Annotated in this window: 19 protein-coding genes and 1 other annotated feature (1 of these 20 only partly in view); of the genes, 9 read left to right on the top strand and 10 right to left on the bottom strand. The window is 43.9% G+C overall.

Features of this window, described 5'->3' with window-relative positions; all coding sequences use genetic code 11:
* Nucleotides 1-4: 4 nt before the first annotated feature.
* From ECA1_RS10815 to ECA1_RS10805, 3 genes are all read right to left on the bottom strand, one after another.
* Complete coding sequence (locus ECA1_RS10815; protein WP_060792470.1) at nt 5-1,069, bottom strand: ABC transporter permease; 1,065 nt, start codon at nt 1,067-1,069, stop codon at nt 5-7.
* A gap of 314 nt (nt 1,070-1,383) precedes the next feature.
* Complete coding sequence (locus tag ECA1_RS10810; RefSeq protein ID WP_060792469.1) at nt 1,384-2,043, bottom strand: HD domain-containing protein; 660 nt, start codon at nt 2,041-2,043, stop codon at nt 1,384-1,386.
* Nucleotides 2,033-2,956 carry a dihydrodipicolinate synthase family protein gene (locus ECA1_RS10805; RefSeq protein ID WP_060792468.1) on the bottom strand — a complete coding sequence of 308 codons (924 nt, stop codon included), beginning with the start codon at nt 2,954-2,956 and terminating at the stop codon, nt 2,033-2,035. The genes ECA1_RS10810 and ECA1_RS10805 overlap by 11 nt, the downstream gene beginning before the upstream one ends.
* Nucleotides 2,957-3,292: 336 nt before the next feature.
* Here ECA1_RS10805 and ECA1_RS10800 point away from each other — a divergent pair, with 336 nt between their 5' ends.
* Genes ECA1_RS10800 through ECA1_RS10790 form a run of 3 tightly spaced genes read left to right on the top strand, consistent with a single transcriptional unit; the run spans nt 3,293 to nt 7,505 of the window.
* Nucleotides 3,293-5,125, top strand: coding sequence for a beta-glucoside-specific PTS transporter subunit IIABC (locus tag ECA1_RS10800; RefSeq protein WP_060792467.1), 1,833 nt, complete (start codon nt 3,293-3,295; stop codon nt 5,123-5,125).
* Between the two features lie 47 nt (nt 5,126-5,172).
* Entirely contained in the window at nt 5,173-6,636 is a 1,464-nt protein-coding gene (locus tag ECA1_RS10795) for a glycoside hydrolase family 1 protein (protein WP_060792466.1), read from the top strand.
* Between the two features lie 20 nt (nt 6,637-6,656).
* Complete coding sequence (locus tag ECA1_RS10790) at nt 6,657-7,505, top strand: PRD domain-containing protein (RefSeq protein WP_060792465.1); 849 nt, start codon at nt 6,657-6,659, stop codon at nt 7,503-7,505.
* Between the two features lie 65 nt (nt 7,506-7,570).
* On the opposite strand, the gene ECA1_RS10785 is transcribed toward ECA1_RS10790, so the two are convergent.
* Complete coding sequence (locus ECA1_RS10785) at nt 7,571-7,936, bottom strand: HIT family protein (protein WP_060792464.1); 366 nt, start codon at nt 7,934-7,936, stop codon at nt 7,571-7,573.
* Nucleotides 7,937-8,146: 210 nt separating this feature from the next.
* Here ECA1_RS10785 and ECA1_RS10780 point away from each other — a divergent pair, with 210 nt between their 5' ends.
* The 4 genes from ECA1_RS10780 to ECA1_RS10765 all read left to right on the top strand — a co-directional run bounded on the left by ECA1_RS10780 (nt 8,147) and on the right by ECA1_RS10765 (nt 11,032).
* Nucleotides 8,147-9,127, top strand: a complete 981-nt coding sequence (locus ECA1_RS10780; RefSeq protein ID WP_060792463.1) for an aldo/keto reductase — start codon at nt 8,147-8,149, stop codon at nt 9,125-9,127.
* Between the two features lie 88 nt (nt 9,128-9,215).
* Complete coding sequence (locus tag ECA1_RS10775) at nt 9,216-9,623, top strand: MerR family transcriptional regulator (protein WP_060792462.1); 408 nt, start codon at nt 9,216-9,218, stop codon at nt 9,621-9,623.
* A gap of 60 nt (nt 9,624-9,683) precedes the next feature.
* A complete protein-coding gene (locus ECA1_RS10770) occupies nt 9,684-10,244 on the top strand; it encodes an NAD(P)H-binding protein (RefSeq protein ID WP_060792461.1) in 561 nt (186 codons plus the stop codon).
* Between the two features lie 164 nt (nt 10,245-10,408).
* Nucleotides 10,409-11,032, top strand: a complete 624-nt coding sequence (locus ECA1_RS10765) for a YitT family protein (protein ID WP_016610336.1) — start codon at nt 10,409-10,411, stop codon at nt 11,030-11,032.
* A 102-nt stretch (nt 11,033-11,134) separates the two neighbouring features.
* On the opposite strand, the gene ECA1_RS10760 is transcribed toward ECA1_RS10765, so the two are convergent.
* The 4 genes from ECA1_RS10760 to ECA1_RS10745 are packed head-to-tail and all read right to left on the bottom strand — an operon-like array spanning nt 11,135 to nt 14,214.
* Nucleotides 11,135-11,899 carry an ABC transporter permease subunit gene (locus tag ECA1_RS10760; protein ID WP_060792460.1) on the bottom strand — a complete coding sequence of 255 codons (765 nt, stop codon included), beginning with the start codon at nt 11,897-11,899 and terminating at the stop codon, nt 11,135-11,137.
* Nucleotides 11,896-12,807 (bottom strand): ABC transporter ATP-binding protein, encoded by a 912-nt coding sequence (locus tag ECA1_RS10755; protein WP_060792459.1) that lies wholly within the window; start codon nt 12,805-12,807, stop codon nt 11,896-11,898. The genes ECA1_RS10760 and ECA1_RS10755 overlap by 4 nt, the downstream gene beginning before the upstream one ends.
* On the bottom strand, nt 12,804-13,031 hold the full coding sequence (locus tag ECA1_RS10750; protein WP_060792458.1) for a PLD nuclease N-terminal domain-containing protein: 228 nt from the start codon (nt 13,029-13,031) through the stop codon (nt 12,804-12,806). The genes ECA1_RS10755 and ECA1_RS10750 overlap by 4 nt, the downstream gene beginning before the upstream one ends.
* Nucleotides 13,024-14,214 (bottom strand): helix-turn-helix domain-containing protein, encoded by a 1,191-nt coding sequence (locus tag ECA1_RS10745; protein WP_016610333.1) that lies wholly within the window; start codon nt 14,212-14,214, stop codon nt 13,024-13,026. The genes ECA1_RS10750 and ECA1_RS10745 overlap by 8 nt, the downstream gene beginning before the upstream one ends.
* 170 nt (nt 14,215-14,384) lie before the next feature.
* On the opposite strand from ECA1_RS10745, the gene ECA1_RS10740 reads away from it, so the two are divergent.
* A complete protein-coding gene (locus tag ECA1_RS10740) occupies nt 14,385-15,536 on the top strand; it encodes a glycerate kinase family protein (RefSeq protein WP_060792457.1) in 1,152 nt (383 codons plus the stop codon).
* A gap of 73 nt (nt 15,537-15,609) precedes the next feature.
* Here the strand turns inward: ECA1_RS10740 and ECA1_RS10735 are convergent, their stop codons facing one another.
* Entirely contained in the window at nt 15,610-15,948 is a 339-nt protein-coding gene (locus tag ECA1_RS10735) for a Rid family hydrolase (RefSeq protein ID WP_060792456.1), read from the bottom strand.
* Nucleotides 15,949-16,216: 268 nt separating this feature from the next.
* Between ECA1_RS10735 and ECA1_RS10730 the strand changes: the two genes are divergently transcribed.
* Nucleotides 16,217-18,781, top strand: coding sequence for an HAD-IC family P-type ATPase (locus ECA1_RS10730; protein WP_060792455.1), 2,565 nt, complete (start codon nt 16,217-16,219; stop codon nt 18,779-18,781).
* Between the two features lie 16 nt (nt 18,782-18,797).
* Here ECA1_RS10730 and mafR read toward each other — a convergent pair whose 3' ends face one another.
* The gene (mafR, locus tag ECA1_RS10725; protein ID WP_060792454.1) at nt 18,798-20,249 is read right to left on the bottom strand and encodes a global transcriptional activator MafR; all 1,452 of its coding nucleotides are present in this window, start codon (nt 20,247-20,249) and stop codon (nt 18,798-18,800) included.
* An 862-nt stretch (nt 20,250-21,111) separates the two neighbouring features.
* Nucleotides 21,112-21,294, top strand: a binding site (T-box leader) (it continues 30 nt past the right edge of the window).

The following is a 21,294-nucleotide window of genomic DNA, read 5'->3' as shown; positions in this document are numbered from 1 at the left end:
CCTCCTATCCGATTGCTTTCAATGGGTCGATTTTTACAATCGTTCGCACCGAGAAGAAAGCACCTAGCATCGCAATCAGAATCATCATGACACTAATACTAGCAAAGAATAATAGATTGATTTGGAATGGCACTGCCGCAGGTAACACGAGAGCGGTACCGATCGTTGCCAAACCACCGATCAAAACACCCGAGGTTGCCAATAAGAACGTTTGGGCGATCACCGAAAAAGCAATGTAGCGGCTAGAAATCCCTTGAGCTTTCATGACACCAAAAATTTCTGATTTTTGCATCGTTAGCACATAGATGAAAATTCCGATAACGATGGCAGCGATCACGATCAAGAACCCGATCATAAAGCCAAAAGTCAGCACTTGCGCGTTGTAACCAGGCAATTCATTAATAAATTTGCTGATATCCGTAGCGACCAGATCATCTGGCACTTCTTTGATTTTGCCACGAGTCACGATCGCGTTGATACGGGCATTTTCAGAATCATCTTCTTTTTCAAAACGAATTTCTTGATAGGCACCGATCGACGTGTAGAGGACCGGAGCGACACTGAAGCGGGCGTTATCTGTAAAACCGACGATTTTTAATTTTTTGTCACTGCCTGCTAATTTGATGGTGTCACCAATGGAAATCCCGTATTCTTCCTCAATACTGCTGTCGGCGACCGCTTCATCATCTGAAGCAAACATCTCGCCATCGGTAATATTGGGTGCTAAAAATTGATCTGGATCAATGCCGAAAAAGGTGACATCGACTTTTTCACCGTTGTCTTCTTTGGTCAGAACTCCAGCGGTTTGCGCCAAAACTGCTTTTTCTGGTGCATCGACTTCATCATAAAGACTGCGAGGAAGCATCGACATGTTTAAATTATCATTTGCTTCTTCGGTCAACAAAATTTGATCTGCCTCCCATTTGTCGACTGCCATCCGATTATCTTGAGCCAACCCATAAGCTAACCCAGTTAAAAAAAAGACCAAATAGGCGATTAAAAACATGACCCCTGTAACTAGGGCGTAACGCAATTTGGAATGGCGTATTTCATTGATTGCCAAAAACATAACGATTCCTCCTAATATTTTATCACTTGATAAAATAAAAATACCACTTTTTTTATTTTCAGCAAACTATCTTGCTTACAAAGAGTAAATTCGGTGAAAAAAGGAAGGTTATTTAGAAGGGGCGTCTGTTGATTGAAGAAAACCACTTGCTGCCCTTTGATTTGAATAGGAGCGTAGGAGCAGCGAAGGGGCGGGGGATTTTAGTGGAGAAAGAACGTTTAGAATAACAGTAAAAGCCCTCTGATTCAGTGCAGACACAACTGCAACGCTGATTCAGAGGGTTCCTATTTGAAGTCTGGTGCTGGATCAAAGTGTCAATCGTCAGTTTCTTTGCTTGTAGCGATAACTAATGGCACGATTTTTTCAAAGGAGTGACGGAAGCTTTCAGGTTGTGCTAATTTTTGATAGATGATCGCCAAACCGTCTTGGTTTTTGCGATAATCCAACCAAACCTTCAGCTCACTTTGAGGACCGTATTTCTTTGAAATGTACTGATACGCTTCATGATGCAATTGTTCTAAATCTGTCAGCTGCTTTTTCTCATAAGCAAAAAGCAAGGTACGCTTGAGGATTCGCTCAAAATCTAAGTCGCGATCGGCTTCGGAAATAATTTTGCCATAAAGCGAGCGAGGCTCATAGGGCAGCGAGGCGCGATGATCTTCTACAGCTTCGCCGATCATTGAAATGACTGGAGGAGAGAAAAAGCGTGGCAACACAGCATCTTGTTCAACGATCTGGCGGGAATTGCTTTCGTGGTTTTTGCGGCCATAGAGCAAGCCGATATCATGGTAGGCAGCTACCGTATAGACGACATTCAGGTCAACAGGCAATGTTTCAGCAATTTCAAAACTATTTTGGATCACTTGGTGGACGTGCGCCGGGGAGTGACTGCTATCCAATTGGTTGTATTGCGGGATGATGGAGCTTTCAATATAGTGCTTTAGTTGTGGATCAATCGGTGGATCAATCTTCATTTGTCTGGTTCTCCTGCCTTTCATGTGCTAGATGAGGGGGAATTGAGCCAGTGCCAAACCGATCAATTGTTGCTAGACCTAGCGGCTGACGACAAAAGCCAAAGGGCTGTCCATCAATGGTGATTTGCTGCTTGAGCCACGGAAGGTAACTGATGGTATTGGTTGGATCGCCAGCAGCTGCTTGTTCCATTTTCTGCCATTCATTCGACGTAGAAATCGTTGCATCACCTTTCAATAAGCCGTGCCAAATCACCTGGATCTCCTTGGGACAAAGGTTTCCTGCCATTGATGACAGCCCGTTAAACCCTAGTGCGACCTTTTCCGCCAAGTCCGCTTCACCACCAGCATAAAAACGAAAATCGGCAGCCGTCTTTGTTTTTAGTTGAGGCACTCGCTCCTTCCTGCCAGCTTCTTTTAAGCCGATCACCCGAGGGTCAGCGATCAAGGTCAAGAGGCTTTCTGCAGATAAATCAAAGCCCGTGCGGCGGGGATTGTTGTATAAAATAACTGGTTTTTCGCAAGTATGGATCAATCCCTGAGCATAGAGCACAGCTTCCTTTTGGGTCAGGCAAAGATAAGGGGGAAAGCCTAAAACCACACCATCGATTCGGGGATTTTTGCTAATTGCTTCTGCCAACGCGACCGTTTCATGAAATACGATGCCAGCTAAACCGAAGAGGACTTCGAAATCGGCTGCCCAGCTGGTTTCTTGCGCTAAGGCATGTAGGAGCTGTTTTTTTTCTGTCAAGGTAAATGAGTGCTGTTCACCGGTGGAGCCGCACACCAAAACCGATTTGATCCCTTGCTTTTGCAATTGCAAGATATGAGCGATCGTCCTTTTCGTGTCAAGTCTTTCTGTATGATCAAATGCTGTTGGGACGGCAACATGCAGTGAGTGATTCAATGAAGTCATCCGATTCATCCTTTCTTGTGATACGTTTAGCCAGCGATGTTCTTCTTGCTTCTGGTGCAAGCCAAGGAAGACGAAACAACTGATTATCCACTAAGTGTAGCAAACTTCTCGTTTCAGCAAAAGGCTTAGCAAAATATTTTTCAAACGGTGGTTGCGTTTTCAAATAAAGCATGGTATTATGCAAGTAATAAAACAGGCATGTGACTGGTAATGCAGGCAGGACCTATAAAAAACATGGAAGGGATCGTTGGATTCCGTTCAATGTTTTTGTAGGTGCTGCCTGCTTTTTTCTTTGTTTGGCCAACAAAGGAAAACTAATTAAAGGAGAAGAAAATTATGAATGTAAAAGAAACGGCAACTGCCATCGTTGAGTTGATTGGCGGAAAAGAAAATATCGCACATTTGGAACATTGCTCCACACGCTTGCGCTTTACCTTAAAAGACAATAGCCTCGTACAAAAAGATGCCTTGGAAAAAGTCGATGGCGTGATTGGGGTGCGACAAAATGTCCAATGCCAAGTCATCATCGGCAATGATGTCGTCGAAGTGTATGATGAGGTTATGAACGTGTTAGGTCATGAGCTAACAGCGGATGGAGGAAGTGAAGGCAAACAAAAACAATCGTGGGGTGCGGTCCTGCTTGATTTTATTATCTCGATTTTTCAACCGTTGATTCCAGCGGTCGCTGGTGGGGGCGTCTTGAAATCCTTACTGTTACTTGCTTCTGTCACTGGATTGATGGACAATACGAGCCAGACGTATCAAATTTTGAATCTGATCGGTGGTGCACCATTGTATTTCTTACCGATTTTAGTGGCGATCACCACGGCAAATAAATTAAAGGTCAACCAATTGGTGGCGGTTTCCGCTGTCGGTGCCTTGATTTTGCCTGAACTAACGACACTATTGACAGATGGCGCAACGTTCATGGGCTTCGGTTTACAAAATATCGCCTATGCGTCACAAGTATTTCCAGCCATTTTAACGGTTTTATTTTACGCTCAAATTGAAAAGCTATTTACCCGAATCTCACCAAAACCGATCCGTATCTTCTTTGTTCCGATGATGAGCTTAGTTATTACGGTTCCAGTTGCTTTATTGATTTTAGGCCCATTAGGCTTTGAAGTCGGAACGATTTTTTCAGCAGCGATCATTTGGCTGTATGCCCATTTAGGTTGGGTGGCAACAGGGATTTTAGCAGCTGTTTTACCATTGATGGTGGTTACTGGTATGCACAAAGCCATGATTCCCTATGCTGTTTCGTCCATGAGTGAGATGGGGGCAGAGCTGTTATACTTGCCTGCCTCATTGGCACATAACATTGCAGAAGCTGGTGCTTGTTTTGCGGTGAGTGTTCGGACCAAAGACCAAAAACTTCGTTCAACCGCTGTTTCTGCAGGCATCTCCGCCCTTTTTGGCATCACCGAGCCTGCTTTGTATGGGGTGACGATCCTGCATAAACGAGTGCTTTACGGCGTGATGGCTTCCAGCCTAGTTGGTGGAGCGGTGGCTGGTTTGTTTGCCATCAAGGCCTTCGCATTAGTTGGCCCTGGTCTAGCAAGTATCACTATGTTCGTGGATGAAGCCAACCCGATGAATCTTGTGTGGGCATTGGTCACGTTAGGAGTATCCTTTGCTGTTTCTTTTGTCCTTGTCCTTTTCTTATTTAAAGACAAAGTGGTAGAAAATAAGACGACTGTTGCCGATCCCAAAGCCGAAGTATTGAGCAAACCAGTAGATGGGCAAGTGGTAGCTTTATCTGAAGTCAACGATGAAGTCTTTTCAAGCGGTATGATCGGAGAAGGGTTCGGGACCATCCCGACGTCTGGCGAATTGATCGCACCAGAAGATGGCGAGATCACGATGTTGTTTGAAACCAACCATGCGATCGGGTTAAAAACCCGTAATGGTGCAGAACTGCTCTTTCATATCGGCTTGGATACCGTCCAATTAGAAGGCAAACACTTTACCCCTTACGTAAAAGCGGGGGATCAAGTGAAACAAGGGCAACCGCTGATTCAATTTGATCTAGATGCCATCAAAGCAGCTGGTTTTGATCCAATCGTGATCTGTGTGGTCACCAATCAAGAAAACTTTACGGTCAAAACGATCGAATCAACCGATGAGCAAAGTGACCATGGTGTCCTATCGATCGCACCGCTCGTCTAAACAAATGAGCAATGCAACAAAAACAATGTAAAAAGGGGATTGAAAAAATGACTGAAACAACTTTTCCAAAGGACTTCTTATGGGGTGGCGCTATCGCCGCAAATCAAGTAGAAGGAGGTTGGAATCTTGGTGGCAAAGCCTTGTCGGTGGCAGATGTGGCGACCTACAAACCTCATGTCGATAACAAAGATTATGCAGCGCACATGAGCGTGACCGTAGAAGCCGTCAAAGAAGCGATGGCAGATCCAACAGATACCATCTATCCAAAACGGCGAGGAATCGATTTCTATCACCGCTATCCAGAAGATTTGGCTTTGTTTGCGGAGATGGGCTTTAAAGTGTTGCGATTGTCGATTGCGTGGACCCGTTTGTTCCCAACCGGGGAAGAAACGACACCCAATCAAGAAGGGATCGCTTTTTACCGCAATGTCTTTCAAGAAATGCAGCGCTTGGGGATCAAACCGATCGTAACGTTGTCTCACTATGAAATGCCGCTAGCCCTTAGCTTGAAGTACAATGGCTGGGTGGAACGCAAAGTGATCGATGACTTTGTCCGCTTTGCAACCGTCTGTTTCGAAGAATTTGGGGAGTATGTGGAATATTGGCTGACCTTTAACGAAATCGACAGTATCCATCGTCATCCTTTTACAACAGCAGGCATCATTCCAGAACAATCAGAAGCTGGCAAAGAAGAGCAAGAGGTGTATCAAGCGCTCCATCACCAATTTGTTGCCAGCTCATTAGTGACCAAAATCGCTCATGAGAAAAACCCAAACAATAAAGTTGGCTGTATGTTAACGAAGCTAATGACATATCCATTGACTTGTGATCCATTGGATGTTGAATTGACCTTAAAGAAAAACTTGGAAAATGATTTTTATGCGGACGTTCAAGTCAAAGGGGCTTATCCGCGAATGATTGAAAAAGATCTGGAAAAACGCGGCATCAAGATTGAAATGGCACCAGAAGACCGCCAAATCTTAAAAGATCACACTGTTGATTTTCTTTCCTTTAGTTATTATATGTCTATGGCTGAATCAGGTGATCCAAATGCCGAACGGACACCGGGCAATACGGTTTTAGGGGTAAAAAATCCCAAGCTGCCATCAACTGAATGGGGCTGGCAGATCGATCCTAAAGGCTTGAAAATCTCCTTGCTTTCATTGTATGATCGGTATCAAGTGCCATTAATGATCGTTGAAAATGGTATGGGCGCCGTGGATGTCCTTGAAGACGGCCAAGTGCATGATCCGTATCGGGTCGATTATTTCAAGGCACACTTCAAACAAATGAAGGAAGCCATCGATGAAGGGGTCGATTTGATTGGTTATACTTCTTGGGCACCGATCGATCTGGTCAGTGCTGGGACGTCACAAGTGACGAAACGCTATGGCTTCATTTATGTGGATGCCGATGATGAAGGAAACGGCAGTTATGACCGTTTGAAAAAAGATTCCTTCGACTGGTACAAACAAGTGATCGCCACCAATGGCGCAAGTTTGGCAGAATAAACAGTGAGGAGCGAGAGTGCATGATTTACATCAAGAAAGTCTTAAATTCAAGTGTCGTACTTGTTGATAAGGAAGGCCAAGAAATGATTGCACTTGGGAAAGGCATCGGCTATGGAAAAAAAGTCGGCGACAGCATAGCCGATACCCAGATCGATCAAGTTTTTCTGCCAATCGATGAAAAAAAATCAGGTCAGTTTGCCGATTTAGTGGATGAGATTCCGTTGTACTATTTTGAAATGACCAAAGAAATCGTCCAGCTGGCGCAAAAAATGCTGCCATATCCGCTAAATTCAACGATTTACCTCACCTTATCGGATCACTTGCACTTTGCTGTAGAACGTCAGCAAAAAGGCTTGAGTGTGACGAATCGGCTCTATTGGGAAATCAAGAATTACTATACAGATGAATTTCGAGCCGCCGAACAGGCACTACGTTTGTTGAAAGAGCAGTATCAAATTGAGCTGCCAGAAGAAGAAGCCTCCAATATCGCGTTTCATTTGATCAATGCCCAGTCGAACACCGAGGAAAATCAAGATGGGTTGAAAAAGGCCAAATTGATCGGGTTGATCGTCAATATGGTGCGCTACTCGATCCAGCAAGACGTCAACACCAATTCGATCCATTACAATCGCTTTATCACCCACGTGCGTTTCTTCGTTGACCGATTCTTTTTGGATGGTCTGCTGCAAGAAGATGATGAAGGACTATACCGTCAAATGTGGGCTCTTTATCCGAATGCTATGGAGATCGCGACAAAAGTCAAAGCCTATATCGATAAAGAATACCAAACGAAGATCCCTGTCAATGAAATCGTCTATCTAGGCGTTCATATCAATCGATTGATGAATCATTCAGCGATCAATTCCTAAGCGTCCTCATTTTAACAAACACAAAGAAGCCGTTTCCCTTTGCTGGAGAAACGGCTTCTTTGTGTTTAGTAGGCTTGCTTGTTAGGAATCACGCCTCGAACGCCGCCTTTTGGCTGCTCCACGTCGCCTTGGTAACGTGGGATCAAATGACAATGGCAATGAAAGACCGTCTGTCCAGCAGCCTCCCCGCAATTGAAGCCGATGTTGAAGCCGTCTGGTCGATAGGTTTCCAATAAATAGGCTTTGCCTTCCTGCAACAAAGCCTGCAAGTCTTGTAATTCCTCTTGGGTGAGAGCAAAATAATCCCTGCGATGCGCTTTGGGGATCAATAGCAAGTGTCCAGGGGTGACGGGGTACTTATCAGCGATCGCATAAAAGCGTTCGTTTTCAATGATCGCATGTTTTGAGACAGTACAAAAAATACAAGTCAAAATCTTTCGCTCCTTTTTCTCGGCTAGATAGCGTATCAATACTTATCTTTAGTGTACCAAAAGCTGATTTGAAATGAAACGCACGACAAAAAGCATGTCCTTGTGAGTCAATTGACAGTAAAATAAAAAAAAGTTTATAGATTCGCTTGACTTAGAGTGCACTTCAACCTGTATGCTTAGTGTAACTTAAAAAAACAGGAGGACGTAAAAATGGACTATGTAAAATTTGGCAATACAGGACTTGATGTGTCACCTTTGTGTTTAGGGACAATGGGATTTGGCGATCCCAACAGTGGGTTTCATGAGTGGGTGCTAGAAGAAGACGACAGTCGTGAAGTCATCAAAAAAGCCTTGGATCTGGGCATCAACTTTTTTGATACGGCAAATGTCTATTCTTATGGAGCGAGCGAAGAAATCGTCGGTCGAGCATTGAATGATTTTGCGCCCCGGGATGAGATCGTGGTTGCCACAAAACTATATTCTAAAATGAAACAGCGACCTAACAGTGGAGGCTTATCCCGAAAAGCGATTTTTTATCAAGTCGAACAAAGCTTAAAACGCCTGCAAATGGACTACATTGATTTGTATATCATCCATCGTTGGGATTACCACACGCCAATTGAAGAAACCATGAAGGCATTACATGATTTGGTAGTTTCTGGAAAAGTACGCTATATCGGCGCATCTGCGATGTACGCTTGGCAATTTGCCAAAGCACAAGCAGTCGCTGAAAAAAATGGCTGGACCAAATTTGTTTCGATGCAAAATCACTTGAACTTGCTTTATCGAGAAGAAGAGCGAGAAATGATGCCCTTGTGTGCCGATCAAAAAATTGCCGTGACGCCGTATAGCCCATTGGCTGCTGGACGGTTAACAAGAGATTGGGGTGCAAAGACCAAACGGTACGTAACGGATAAAACCGCCAATCAAAAGTACGACAAAGCGATGGAACAAGACCGAGAGATCGTGGCGCGGGTTGCACAGATCGCTGACAAACACCAAAGCAAACGGGCGCAAATCGCCTTGGCTTGGTTATTACAAAAAGAACAAGTGGTCGCACCAATTATCGGCGCAACAAAAGAAAGCCATTTATTAGATGCATTACCTGCCCTTGATCTAAAGCTGACTGCCGAAGAGATAGCGTATTTGGAAGAGCCATACTTGCCTCATGCAGTGGTAGGAGCGGAATAATCAGACACAGTCAAAAGTGGTTCCTTGATTAAAGAGAGAATACACCGCGAATGAGGAAGAAAAAACGCGAAACAAAGGGAGTGAAGTCATGAATATCAAAAAAGTTAGTGAATTGAGCGGTGCTTCCGCTGATACCATCCGTTATTATGAAAAAATTGGGCTGATCCCGGCAGTCAAACGCAACAAAAATGGTGTTCGTGAATTCGATGAAGATGATTTACAATGGATCATCTTTGCCAGACAAATGCGCAACGCTGGACTATCGATTGATGGGCTGAGTCATTACCTGGCTTTATTTGAAGAAGGTCGAGGGACGGTTCCTGAGCGCAAGCAGCTGTTAGCCGAACAAATTGCTGTTTTGCGGGAGAAAATCTCAGATATGACGGAAGCTGTTGAACGTTTAGAATGCAAATTGGAACATTATGACGAGCATGTTCTGCCGACTGAAGAACGACTGCGCCACCGCAAAGCCAATCTCGTCAACCAGACTTTATGACAAGCCATTTTTTCTAATCAAAGAACGAGGCTTGAATTTTTCAAAAATGAAAGGGAGCTTATGAAACGACTTGCGATTTTAGGTGCTGCTGGCACGATCGGTCAGCGATCACGGCAAAAACTTTTGGAAAGAACCAATCGACCACTCGTACTCTATGCCCGCCGTGCAACGGAGCGTTTGCATGAGATCGATGCTGCGCGTGAGACGATCATTGATGGTGACTTTCTCGATTTAGGACGACTCGTTCGGGCATTGCAAGGCTGCCAGTCGGTTTTTTTGACGGATATCCATGATCCTCGAGCAACGCTGCGGGTGATCGAGGCAATGAAATTAGCAGAGGTCAACCAATTGATCAGTGTCGCACCCGAAGAAAGACTTTGTACATCGGAGGCATTGAAGCAATTGGCAGACTTAACAGCGCCTTTTCTTGCCCCTGAAAAGCATCAGCTGCTCTTGCAGCAAAAAAATCGCTTGATGTCCTACCAATTGATTGTAGGCTCAGAGTTGGCTGTTCGCTTTGTTCATTTGCCATCAATGGAAGAATGCCTGTTACAGCCAGGGGGATGGCAAGAAGCAGTCGCAGAAGAAATGCTTGCGATGTATCACTGCTATACAGCCTAAAGCCTGTGCATTTGTGATGAAAACCAACATGCTTTCTTGAAGTTCAGAATCATTTTTTTCATGTTTTCATGAAAAAAATGGTTCTTTCTTTTGAGCTTTTTTTGATAGAATAGACAGAAGCTTTTATCCATAAAATTAGTTGCCAGATTGAAAGGAGAACGTTGATGGAATCACTTATCAAAAAAAATCTTGCTTTATTGCTTGGGGTGCTGTGGATCTGCATCGCATTAAACTTTTTCCTTTTGCCTCACAGTATTGCTTCTGCTGGTGTCGGGTCGATCGGCTACCTGATCGAAACCGGCTGGTCGATCAATCGTCATATCGTTGTCTGGGGGATTAATTTATTGATGTTGGCGTTGGCATTTTTGCTTTTAAAGCGAGAGGTCTTTGTCAATACGGTTATCGGCAGTCTGGCATTTCCCGTTCTTCTGGCGCTTTTACCAGAGATCATGCTCTTGCGTTTTTATTCCGTTTCCTTGATTTTAGGTAGTTTCTTCTTTAGCTTCGGTATTTTTTCACTTTACAAAATCGGTGCTTCCAATGGTGGGGTCACGATTCCGCCGCTGATTTTGGAAAAATACTATGGCATTCGAAAATCTAGTGGTGTCTTCTTAACCAATCTGATCATCATCTTGTTGAATCTCCTGATTTTTTCTTGGCAAGAAGCCCTCATTTCCGCTTTCTCTATCTATTTGATTGCCTTTTTCATGCGCTTCTTTATGCGGATCGAGCAAAAAACACAGGCAAAAAAAGCAGTGAACGTTCAAGAAACAGCAGAACTAGAATAAACTAGCAGAAGCAAACCATCGGTGCAACAGGTAGTGACCCCCAAGAGTTAGACGAAACGTCTGCCTTCAGGAGGTCAGTACAACATTTGCACCGATGGTTTTTTAATAGTTTCTTTTTCCCAAAACAGCAATAGCCCCCGCTAGGCAGCTGATGATCAAAAAGCAAGTTAACAACAGTGCTGGCAGCAGTTCTCCTAGTTTGATTTGGTTGGCTAAGTAGTTAGGAAATTGGCTGGAAAGGGAATAAGGGTTCCAATTTGTTAATTGGCTCCACAAACTACCTAACAGTCCGATCAGATAACAGACGCCTATAAACAACAGCCCTTGATAGATGCTTTTGGCAAAGCTGGAGCCTAGCAGCAGGATGCTGATCGCTAATAAACCAAACAGCCAATAGCTGAACAATGCGCTAGGGACTTGGGCAGCGCTAGAATCATCGAAATAGATCAAGGTATAAAAAGCACTGACACTGGCACTTAGGAGGTAGCTCAAAGACCACAGAATCGTTAAATAGCCAGCTTTGGCACAGACGATCGTCGTTTTCGGTAATCCTTTCGTAATCAGCTGAATAAAGGTCCCTTGGGCTATTTCGGCAGAGAGCGTATCGGTAAAAAGAACCACAAATACAAGCAGACCAATCGTGCCGATGTTGCTGTAAAACTGAAGGCACGCATCGATCGATGTCGGATCAGCAATCGTGATTTCAATCGATTCCGGCATCATACTGGCCATCAGATCTGGCATAATTTTGGCAGTAAAGGGAGAAAGCATACCAATCAGAGCAAACAGGATCAAGCAAATCAGTAGTTTTTTGCTGCGAAGACCACCGAGAAATTCTTTCTTTAAGAAAACAAGAAACACCTTCATTTGATCACCTCCAAATAAATCGCCTCTAAAGTCGGTTCGATCCGTTGAAAGGATTCAGGTACTATCTGTTGTTCATTGAGCAATCGCAGCAACTGCTTTCCAACATTCATGTCGGCAGTTTCGTCGATCAGTAATTGATTGTTCTTTCTTTCTGCCGCAATGCCGTGGGATGCTAACAGATTGGCAAATTTCGAATGGTCACCTTCGTTGGTAAAGACAATCCCAAAGGCGGTTTTTCGATAACGTTTTTTTAAGGAATCCATCGTTTCAAACGCCTGGATCTGACCTTTGTGCAAAATCGCAATGTAATCTGACAGTTGCTCGACATCTGCGAGAATATGGGATGAAAAAAGAACTGTCGTTTCTTCTTTGATTTTAGCCAATACATCAAGAAAGGCCTTGCGACCTAAAGGATCGAGTGCAGAGGTCGGCTCATCACAAATCAAGATAGCTGGTCGGTTGATCAATGCTTGAGCTAATCCAAGACGCTGCTTCATGCCGCGAGAAAAGCCAGCGATTTTTTGTTTCGAAGCTTCCAGGCCTACCAACGCTAAAACTTCCATCACCCGCTGAGGCTGAAAAGGTTCTTGATTGGGCTGGATCTTTCCGCAAAAAGTCAAATATTCTACAGCTGTCATAAACGAGTAAAACTGCGGTACATCTGGTAAATAGCCGATCCAGCGATTGGTCTTGGCTGAGCCGAATTGCACCACTTCGCCGCAAACGGTGATTTCGCCTTCATCAATGGGGAGCAATCCTAAAATCGCCTTCATGGTCGTTGTTTTGCCAGCACCATTTTCCCCGAAAAACCCCACAACGCTGCCCTTTGGAACCGAAAAGGTTAGGTCTTGCAGCACTTGTTTGCGCCCAAAACGCTTGGATAAATGGTTGATCTCGATCATCTTCATTGTTGGTCCTCTTTTCCGAAAGCAAAATAAAGGATAGGACCGATCAGGCTAACAAAACAGGCGATGAAAAGCCAAAGAATACGGGAGCCGAATTTAAACTGTTCTTGTTTTAAAATATCGCGAACCGCCAAGATGATCAGGACCAATTGCAAAACAATCAAGGGGATCAGTACGGGCAAATAATCAGACATATTTTCTGATATATTTAGTGAAACACTATTCATGTGAAGCCCTCCTTTGTGGCTCATTTTCTTGTTCGGACAGTTTTTGCAGCTGCTGAAATAATTCTTCAAATAGTGGTTGCTTCAGATAAGGTTCAAATAATGGTGTGAACTGCGCGATTTCGAGAAATTGTTTTTTGACATTGTCTGAGTTCCGCGGGATCTGACTACCTAATTCTAATTCGCTGATCCACTCATCGATGCTATTGAAATAATCGTCTCCTTTCAAAACGATTTCCTCAGGCGTGTCTGCTAATGTTTTCACATACAGCGTTAATGCTTGTAGCAATAAGCTTTCTTTTCCTAAAGCGGCAAAAGAAACCATTCCAGCAGATAAAAAGTTCAGTAAAGAAAGGGGATGCAGCTGGGCCAGTTGGAAGCTCTCGCTGAGTGCCAGCCCACGTGCAAAGGTTTTTTCCAGTTGCTCCTCGTCTTGTGTGAGCATTGCCAAATAATTTGTCAGTAAGCTCATAAAAAGAATCAAGTATTGATAAATCGCACTTTGCGTCACAATCTCAGCTTGCTGCAACTGATTTTTTTGCTGAAATGCGGCGGCAATCAACGGTTCGCTAGGTAAGAAAGAGAGCGTTTTCGTGCCAAGGATCGCCAAGACCTCATCGGGCTTGTTTCTCATCAGCAGACAATAGGCTTCGATTTGTTGCGCTTGTTGTGCCAACGCATTGTCACCATGCGCAATGATCCGTTGATAAAGGATTTCTGCTTCTTTCAAATAGGTAGTTTTCTTCGCTTCCATCAAGGCTTCTTCAGAGGGGTGCCCTTCTGTGCTATCTGCTACAGGGACATCTGGCAAAAGATCCCAATGATTTAAGTAAAAGGAGCCCATCTGTAACAAGAACGGGTAACAAGAGTAATACCGTTTGGTAAAACTTTGTGCCAGCGCGAGGACTTCGCTTGGTGTTTTTGTTTGAAAGGCGTCTTTTAGTAATTGATAGATTCGCTGGATCTCTTTAGGAGATAGCTGCGAGTCCAAAATCAATAATTCATCGACGCTGCAATCAAAATACGCTGCTAATAAGGGCAGCGAGGTGATATCTGGATAAGACTGGCCCGTTTCCCATTTCGAAACGGATGCTTTGGACACATTCATAAACACTGCTAATTCTTGCTGGGTAATACCTCGTTGTTTTCTTCTCCGAGCGATTTCCTCGCCAATTGGTAAGTCCATAGTGCACCTCCGATAGGTTTGTTTGGTATACTTCTATCATAAGAGGATAAGAGATGACTTACAATGGATTGCTAGTTAATTTTTGGTTGATTTAATTAACTACAAGTTGATTATAAGGCGAAGTATTCCAACTTTTGGGAAAGAGATGATCGTAAATGAGAGGTAGAAAAATGAAAGTTGTAGCAGCGATCGATTCCTTCAAAGGAAGTGCCACTTCCGCAGAACTAAATCAAGCGGTCTTAAGCGGGTTTTCAGACCAGTGGGAAACACGCAGTATCCCAATCGCTGATGGGGGAGAAGGGTCAATGGCAGCAGTCATTGCTGCGCTGGGAGGCAATTACGAAACGGTTTCAGTGACCGCTCCATTAGGCGGTAAGTTGCAAGCCCGTATGTTGATCACCAAAATCAAGGAAGAAAAAATTGCCCTGATTGAATCTGCAGAAGTGATTGGGTTGCAACTCGTGGAACCTAGTGACGAGACCACCCGCAATAGCTCTTCTTTTGGTTTAGGCCAAATGGTCTTAGCAGCTTGCAGGCAAGGTGTGAAAAAAATTTACCTGACCCTTGGCGGTAGCGGCACTTCTGATGGGGGCGTAGGCTTTTTACTTGCGCTAGGAGCAACCATTCAAAGAAACGAGCGGATGGAAAACAATCCTTTGCTGCAAGCAGAATCTCTGGCGCTCAGCCAGTTGAACCCTCTGCTTGCACAAATTGATCTATTTGCATTGGCCGATGTAATGAATCCCTATTTTGGCAATCAGGGATTTGCGCAGGTTTTTGGTCCGCAAAAAGGGGCATCCCAAGAAACGATCCAGCAGTTGGATCAGCAGGCAAAGCGTTTGGCTGAGCACATCAAGCGGACCGCGGGGATCGATCTGGAAGTCCCTGGTGCTGGTGCGGCAGGTGGGCTTGGTGGTGCTGTTCGTTTGGCAGGTGGTCAATTGGTTCCAGGATTTGCGACGATCGCTTCATTGATTGGATTTGAGGAAAAAATCAAAGAAGCAGATTTGTTGATCACGGGTGAAGGACGCATCGATGGGCAAACCGCTGGGGGAAAAGTACCCTATGGCGTCGCGTTGCTCGCCCACAAACATCAGGTACCGGTTGTTGCCATCTGCGGCTCCCGAAGCGACGATCTAGGAAAACTGCCGCAACTACTATCTGCCGTCTTTTGTATCCAGCAAGGTCCGATTTCGTTGACAGAAGCGATGGAGAAAAAGCGAACCTTAGTGAATACTCAACAGACTGCTCAAGCCATCGCTGGTTTTGTGGAGCAGTGGCAAAAAAAGACTGAATCAGACACTTCAGATAGGACTGAATAAGAAGATAACACCAAAAAACTTCGTATTGGCTACTGCCTTTTGTACGAAGTTTTTTTGGTGTTTTTCTCTGTGCTTAAGCCAAGGTAGCTTGTGCTTCAATCTCTACTTTAAAGTCAGGGGCAACCAAGCCGGCAACGATCACGAGACTCATGGCTAGTTTGTTTTCTACCAAAATAGTTTTAAACGCCGTACGGACAGCAGCTAAGTAGGCAGCATCTGTTAAAAAGACGGTCATTTTGACCACTGATGACCAGGACAGTTGATTGGCTGATAGAAGCTGTTCGATCTTTTTCAAAACGATGGTTGTTTGCTCTTGCGGGTCCTCAGGTGTGGCTCCGTCTTGCGACGTCGTTTGACCAGAAATGAAAAGAAAAGGTCCTTGAGCGATTTTTGTATCGGTATAGATTGCCATTTCTTTGGCTCCTTTCGTCTATCTTGCCTTTGGATGATGGGACAGATAGAAATTGATTGGGTGTGTCCTAGTTTACTTGATTCCACCTGCAAAAACAATCAACGGACGTGTTCAGTTGGTTGTGTGAAGCCACGTGACCAAGCCGCTCTTCCCCTTTAAGAAAAGCACTCATTTTTTTCAGGCTCCGCTGAAATTATCGCCAGAATTTTATGGTTTCAATGTCTTATACTATGTTCAGATCAAATAAATAAACAAGGAGGAAAAAAATATGAATTGGTACAAAAACACAACAGAAGAACTATTACACACGTTGCAAACAACACGGCAGGGCCTTTCCTCCGAAGAACGCAACCAGCGTTTAGCAAAGCAAGGTGAAAATAAAATTACTGAGGCAGCGCAGATCCCCACATGGAAGAAAGTCGGCAAGCACTTTACCGACTTACTGATGTTGGTCTTGATCGTCGCAGCCGTCTTAAAAGGGATTTCTGGTGATTATATCGAAAGCGGCATTATTATGGCGGTCGTCGTCATCAATGGATTCGTCGGCTACTGGCAAGAGCGCAAAGCCCAAGAATCACTGGATGGATTGAAGCAGTTCATGGGGCAAGAAGCAACGATTTATGTTCACGGCCGCAAGAAGAAAATCGCTGTTTCTTCCTTAGTAAATGGAGATTTAGTCGTTTTAGGACCAGGAGATGTTGTACCAGCAGATATGCGCTTGATCGAAACCCATGATCTTGTGATTGAAGAGTCGATTTTAACTGGCGAATCTGAGCCTGTTCAAAAAATGACCGAGCCTATTACTCAAGAAAGTACAATTGGTGACCAGCGGAACATGGCGTTTTCTGGTACCCATGTAGAAAGCGGAACTGCCAGCGGGATCGTCGTTGAAACAGGCGACGATACACAAATCGGCCAGATCAATCAAGCAATTCAGTCTGTGAAAGCGCAAGAAACCCCGTTGATCAAAAAAATGAAGCAATTGAATCACCAAATCTTTAAAGGCATTATCGGATTAGTGATTTTCTTGATCTTCTTTACTACCTTCCGCTACGGCTTTGATCTTGATCTCTTGTTCTCATCAGGTATCGCCTTAGTGGTAGCGATGATTCCTGAGGGTTTGCCAGCCGTGCTGACCATGATTTTATCGATGGGTGTCAAGGAAATGTCCGAGGAGCAAGCAATCATCAAAACGATGCCATCAGTGGAGACACTAGGTGCCATGACGGTGATTTGTTCAGACAAAACAGGAACCTTGACCAAAAATGAAATGACGGTCGTCGATGTTTTAGTTGAGTCAAACGTGGATAAAGCAACGGTGCTTGATATCATGGCAAATTGTCAAGACTTGAAGCAAGACGAAGGACAAAAGGCTGCGGATCTCGTTGGGAACCCAACCGAAAAAGCCTTGTTACAATACGCAGAATCAGCGCAGCAAACATTGCGTAAAACAGTCGATAAGATTCCTTTTAGTTCCTCTTACAAGTACATGGCAACACGCCATCAAAATCAAGAAGAGCCGAATGCCTCGGTAGTTTTTGTCAAAGGTGCGCCCGAAGTGTTGCTTGAGAAAAGCCAACTGACTTCAGATCAAAAGCAATGGTGGTTAGATGAAAGTGCAAAATTAGCAGCGAAAGGGCAGCGGCTGATCGGCTTTGCGCATCTGACGCTGTCGGCACAGGAGTCCTTGTCCCACGAAGGGCTAACCAATTTAACCTTTGTCGGGATCGCTGGTATCATTGATCCTCCGAAAGACAGTGCCATCAAAGCGGTAAAAGAGTGCTTGCAAGCGGGCATCCAAGTCAAAATGATCACAGGAGACCATGGCAAGACTGCTCAAGCCATCGGCAAGCAAATTGGCTTGAAGCACACGAATCACGTGTTGGAAGGGTTAGAAATCGATCTGCTGTCGGAGGAAGAATTGCAGCAAGCAGTCCAAAAGACAGACATCTTTGCTCGAACGACCCCTGAGCATAAATTACGGATCGTTAGTGCTTTGCAAGCGAATGACGAGATCGTCGGAATGACCGGTGATGGCGTAAACGATGCACCAGCGTTGAAAAAAGCCGATATTGGGATCGCTATGGGGATCAAAGGCAGTGAAGTAACCAAGCAAGCAGCCGATATGGTTTTGGCAGACGATAATTTTCATACGATCGCCAATGCCGTCCGAGTGGGTCGTCGAATCTACGATAATTTGAAGAAAACCATCAACTTCTTCTTACCAACTGCGGTTGCCCAAGGATTGATCGTTATTGCGGCACTCTTGTTGAACCGACCACTGCCACTGACACCTGTCCAAATTTTATGGGTAAATATGGTGACAACGATCACGCTTTCTTACGCACTCGGTTTTGAAAAGGCAAGTGCGGATGTCATGAATCGACCACCACGGCCAATCAAAGAAGGCATCTTGTCTTGGTACAGCTTGTTCCGCATCTTCTACGTCTCGCTGTTGATCATGATTCCTTCTTACGTCTTAGCGGTTCAATTTGAGGGAACGGTCCTTCAGCAAAGTATGCTACTGCAAAGTATCGTCTTTGCCCAAGCGGTCTACTTGTTGAACTGTCGTGAGCTGGTCAAGCCAGCCTTGAATCGCCAACTTTTTGCCAACCGAGCGCTATTCGTTTCTCTTTCACTGCTGATCGTATTACAGGCAGCGATTTTCCTAACCCCTCTAGGACACCAGCTTTTAGAGATCGGTTCTTTGACCTTGATGCAGCAGTTGAGTATCGCTGCTAACGGCGCACTCCTTTTCGCAGTCGTTGAGGGTGAGAAATTTATTACGAATAAGTTGCAAGGACGGCAAAAAGCCGCTCCAGTGAAGCAGTAGCGGCAGCTTGATGATTCTAGCGATAGCTTAAATAATAGGTTTGGATGAGCTCAGTCACTTGATTGAGCTCATTTTTCGTTGGTACCATCGATAAGTAAAAAACTGGAACAGATACTTCCTCTAAAGGGAAATTTGAGAGAATAAAATCAACCTCGATTTTCGCCAACGCTTCTAGTTGACCAGGCTCGATCGCCGATAAAAGGATGCGGGCACCGAGGAAGTCATTCAATTCTTGCAGGAGATAAGCTTTCCAGGCAGGCTCACCTTGGAAAACAAAATACCCTTTTGCGCGAATAGGATTGATTTGTAAAATCGTTTGTTGGATCAGTAAGGTGGTGGTTGACCATAATGGAAAACTCATTTCCGATTGACTGGCTGTTTGCTCTTCTAAAAAGTCATGGATCGTCGCTTCGATCGGTAGCGAATAGGGTTGATTTAACCGTTGGATCTCGTGAAATTCGAGCCCGAACAATTCTGAGAGCTTGGCTGACTCTTGCGATTTGATCAAAAGCAACAGTAGATTCTCAATCAGTTGTGTATCACTAGCTAAAGACAACTGCAACAAGCGGTCTAGTTTTCCAACAAAATGGGTCGTTTTCTGATAAATGGTTTGGTAGGATTCAAGGGTTGCTTGGATCGTTGCGGACCAGTCGTTATTGTAGTTCCAACTTTCTAAGAAGCAGTAGAAGCTAAAGAAGTGTTCGCTGCGTTCTAAATAAACGCCTTCTTTTTGATACAGCTGGCTTAATGGCTGTTGGAAAAGGCTATAAAGGGGATCGTCCCCCTGAAATTCAAAGGAATCGATACGGCAATTGGCTTTGATGCGAATCGTATTGATAAAAAACCAGCAGGTACCGTAGATTTGTTCCACTTCAATCTGCAGCTTGGCTTTTGCTATGCAATCCAAGAAATGAAAATAGTGGGACTCATGAATCGTATATTCCTCAAAAAAGTAATTGTTATGGGTGTATGGCAGTAACAGGCGATGAAAAAAAACACGGATGTTGATCTCACTTCCTTCAAAGCGGATCATGCGATTGGTGATCCGAATCCGCAACGAAAAATCAGTGAGACTTTTGTTTAATTTTGTCACATGTCGTCGCAAGGTCTCATAGGATGTCCCTGTTTGGCTAAGAATATCTTGCGTACGGAGTTCGCTGGAAAAAAGCAATGCTTTCATCAAAGAAACACCGATCGATTGAGGGAAAAACGTTTCCCAGAGCTGACTCATCAACAATGGCCCATCATGGGTCAGAGCAAAGCCACTACTGGTAGCTTCGATCTGCCAACCATCAGGCAATTGTTGGCGAATATAGGTTAGATCGGAAAAAACGGTTCGCTCCGTCGTATCGATCAATTTTGCTAGTTGCTTGGCAGTGATCATTTTGTGATTCGCCAGTTGTTCCAAGAGAAGGATCTGACGTAATAAATCCTTCTCCGTAATGATTTTTTTCATCATCCCATCCATGACAAAAACTTCCTTTCCGAGTCTTGAAGGTCAAAAGAGTCACATTGACTGTTTTGATGAAAGACAACTCTTTCGTGTTCTTTTTGATTTTATACGAAAAAGGCAAGTTTTGCTATTTCCAATTCACTGGATGATGTTTTTTTTATTAAAAAAGATGGGATCGACAACCTTCTGAGTAACTGTCTAAAGGAATGCGTTTGTTTTATGTGTTTTAACGGTTAGAGGTCTATCATGTGTTCGTATTTCTTCATTCGCAAATACATAGAATAACTTTCTTTCGACAATTTTATTTTTGAGGAAAAAAGACTCTTTTTGCGAGAGGCGTAGAGTTTTCGATGGAGCGCAGAATTGATGATCCATTCAATTTCGGCTTGTTCTTCCTCGGATAATTCGACTTTTTTCTCATTGGATTGAATGAGAGAGTAAGTAAATTCTAAGCAGCTCATTTTATAAATAAAGGTGGAAAAATATAATTTGTCTATGTGCATTTAATCACCCTTTCTTACATTCGGTTCAATCATATAGAAGAATATTTCAAATAACAATTCTGTTTTTTCATGATGTTATGAAAATTTTGGGAAAATGTCGATTTTTTGGCAAAATTATAGCAAAGTTTTCACTCTTTGATCTTCACGTAAGGGTTATAAAAAAACAAATATTATTTAAATAGAGTAGCAGCTATAATTAAGTACGCTGAAAGAAGTGAAGGAGATTTTTGTCCTAAAGAATGTCTTTTTATTTTGGTTAAGGCAACCCATTGTAGGTTGTTTTCTTGTATTGTCAAAAGGAGACAAAAATAGAAAATTCGCTTTTTTCTGTTGACAGATCAGCAAAAGCCACGTAATATAGCTACCAATAACTAGTAAAGACCAAACAAAAGAGAAGTATGAGGACGTTCGTCTTGCAGAGAGCTGATGGTGGTGTAAATCAGCAGATTGACGCTTCAGAAATGGACTTTTGTGTCGAAAGGCTGAAATCAGTAGGCTTTTTTCGGGATCTCCCGTTACAGAGAACGATCGTTGATAGACGATCTAGAGAACCAATT

The sequence above is a fragment of the Enterococcus casseliflavus NBRC 100478 genome (assembly GCF_001544095.1).
GTDB lineage: Bacteria > Bacillota > Bacilli > Lactobacillales > Enterococcaceae > Enterococcus_D > Enterococcus_D casseliflavus.
This window is presented reverse-complemented; position numbering and strand designations above follow the sequence as displayed.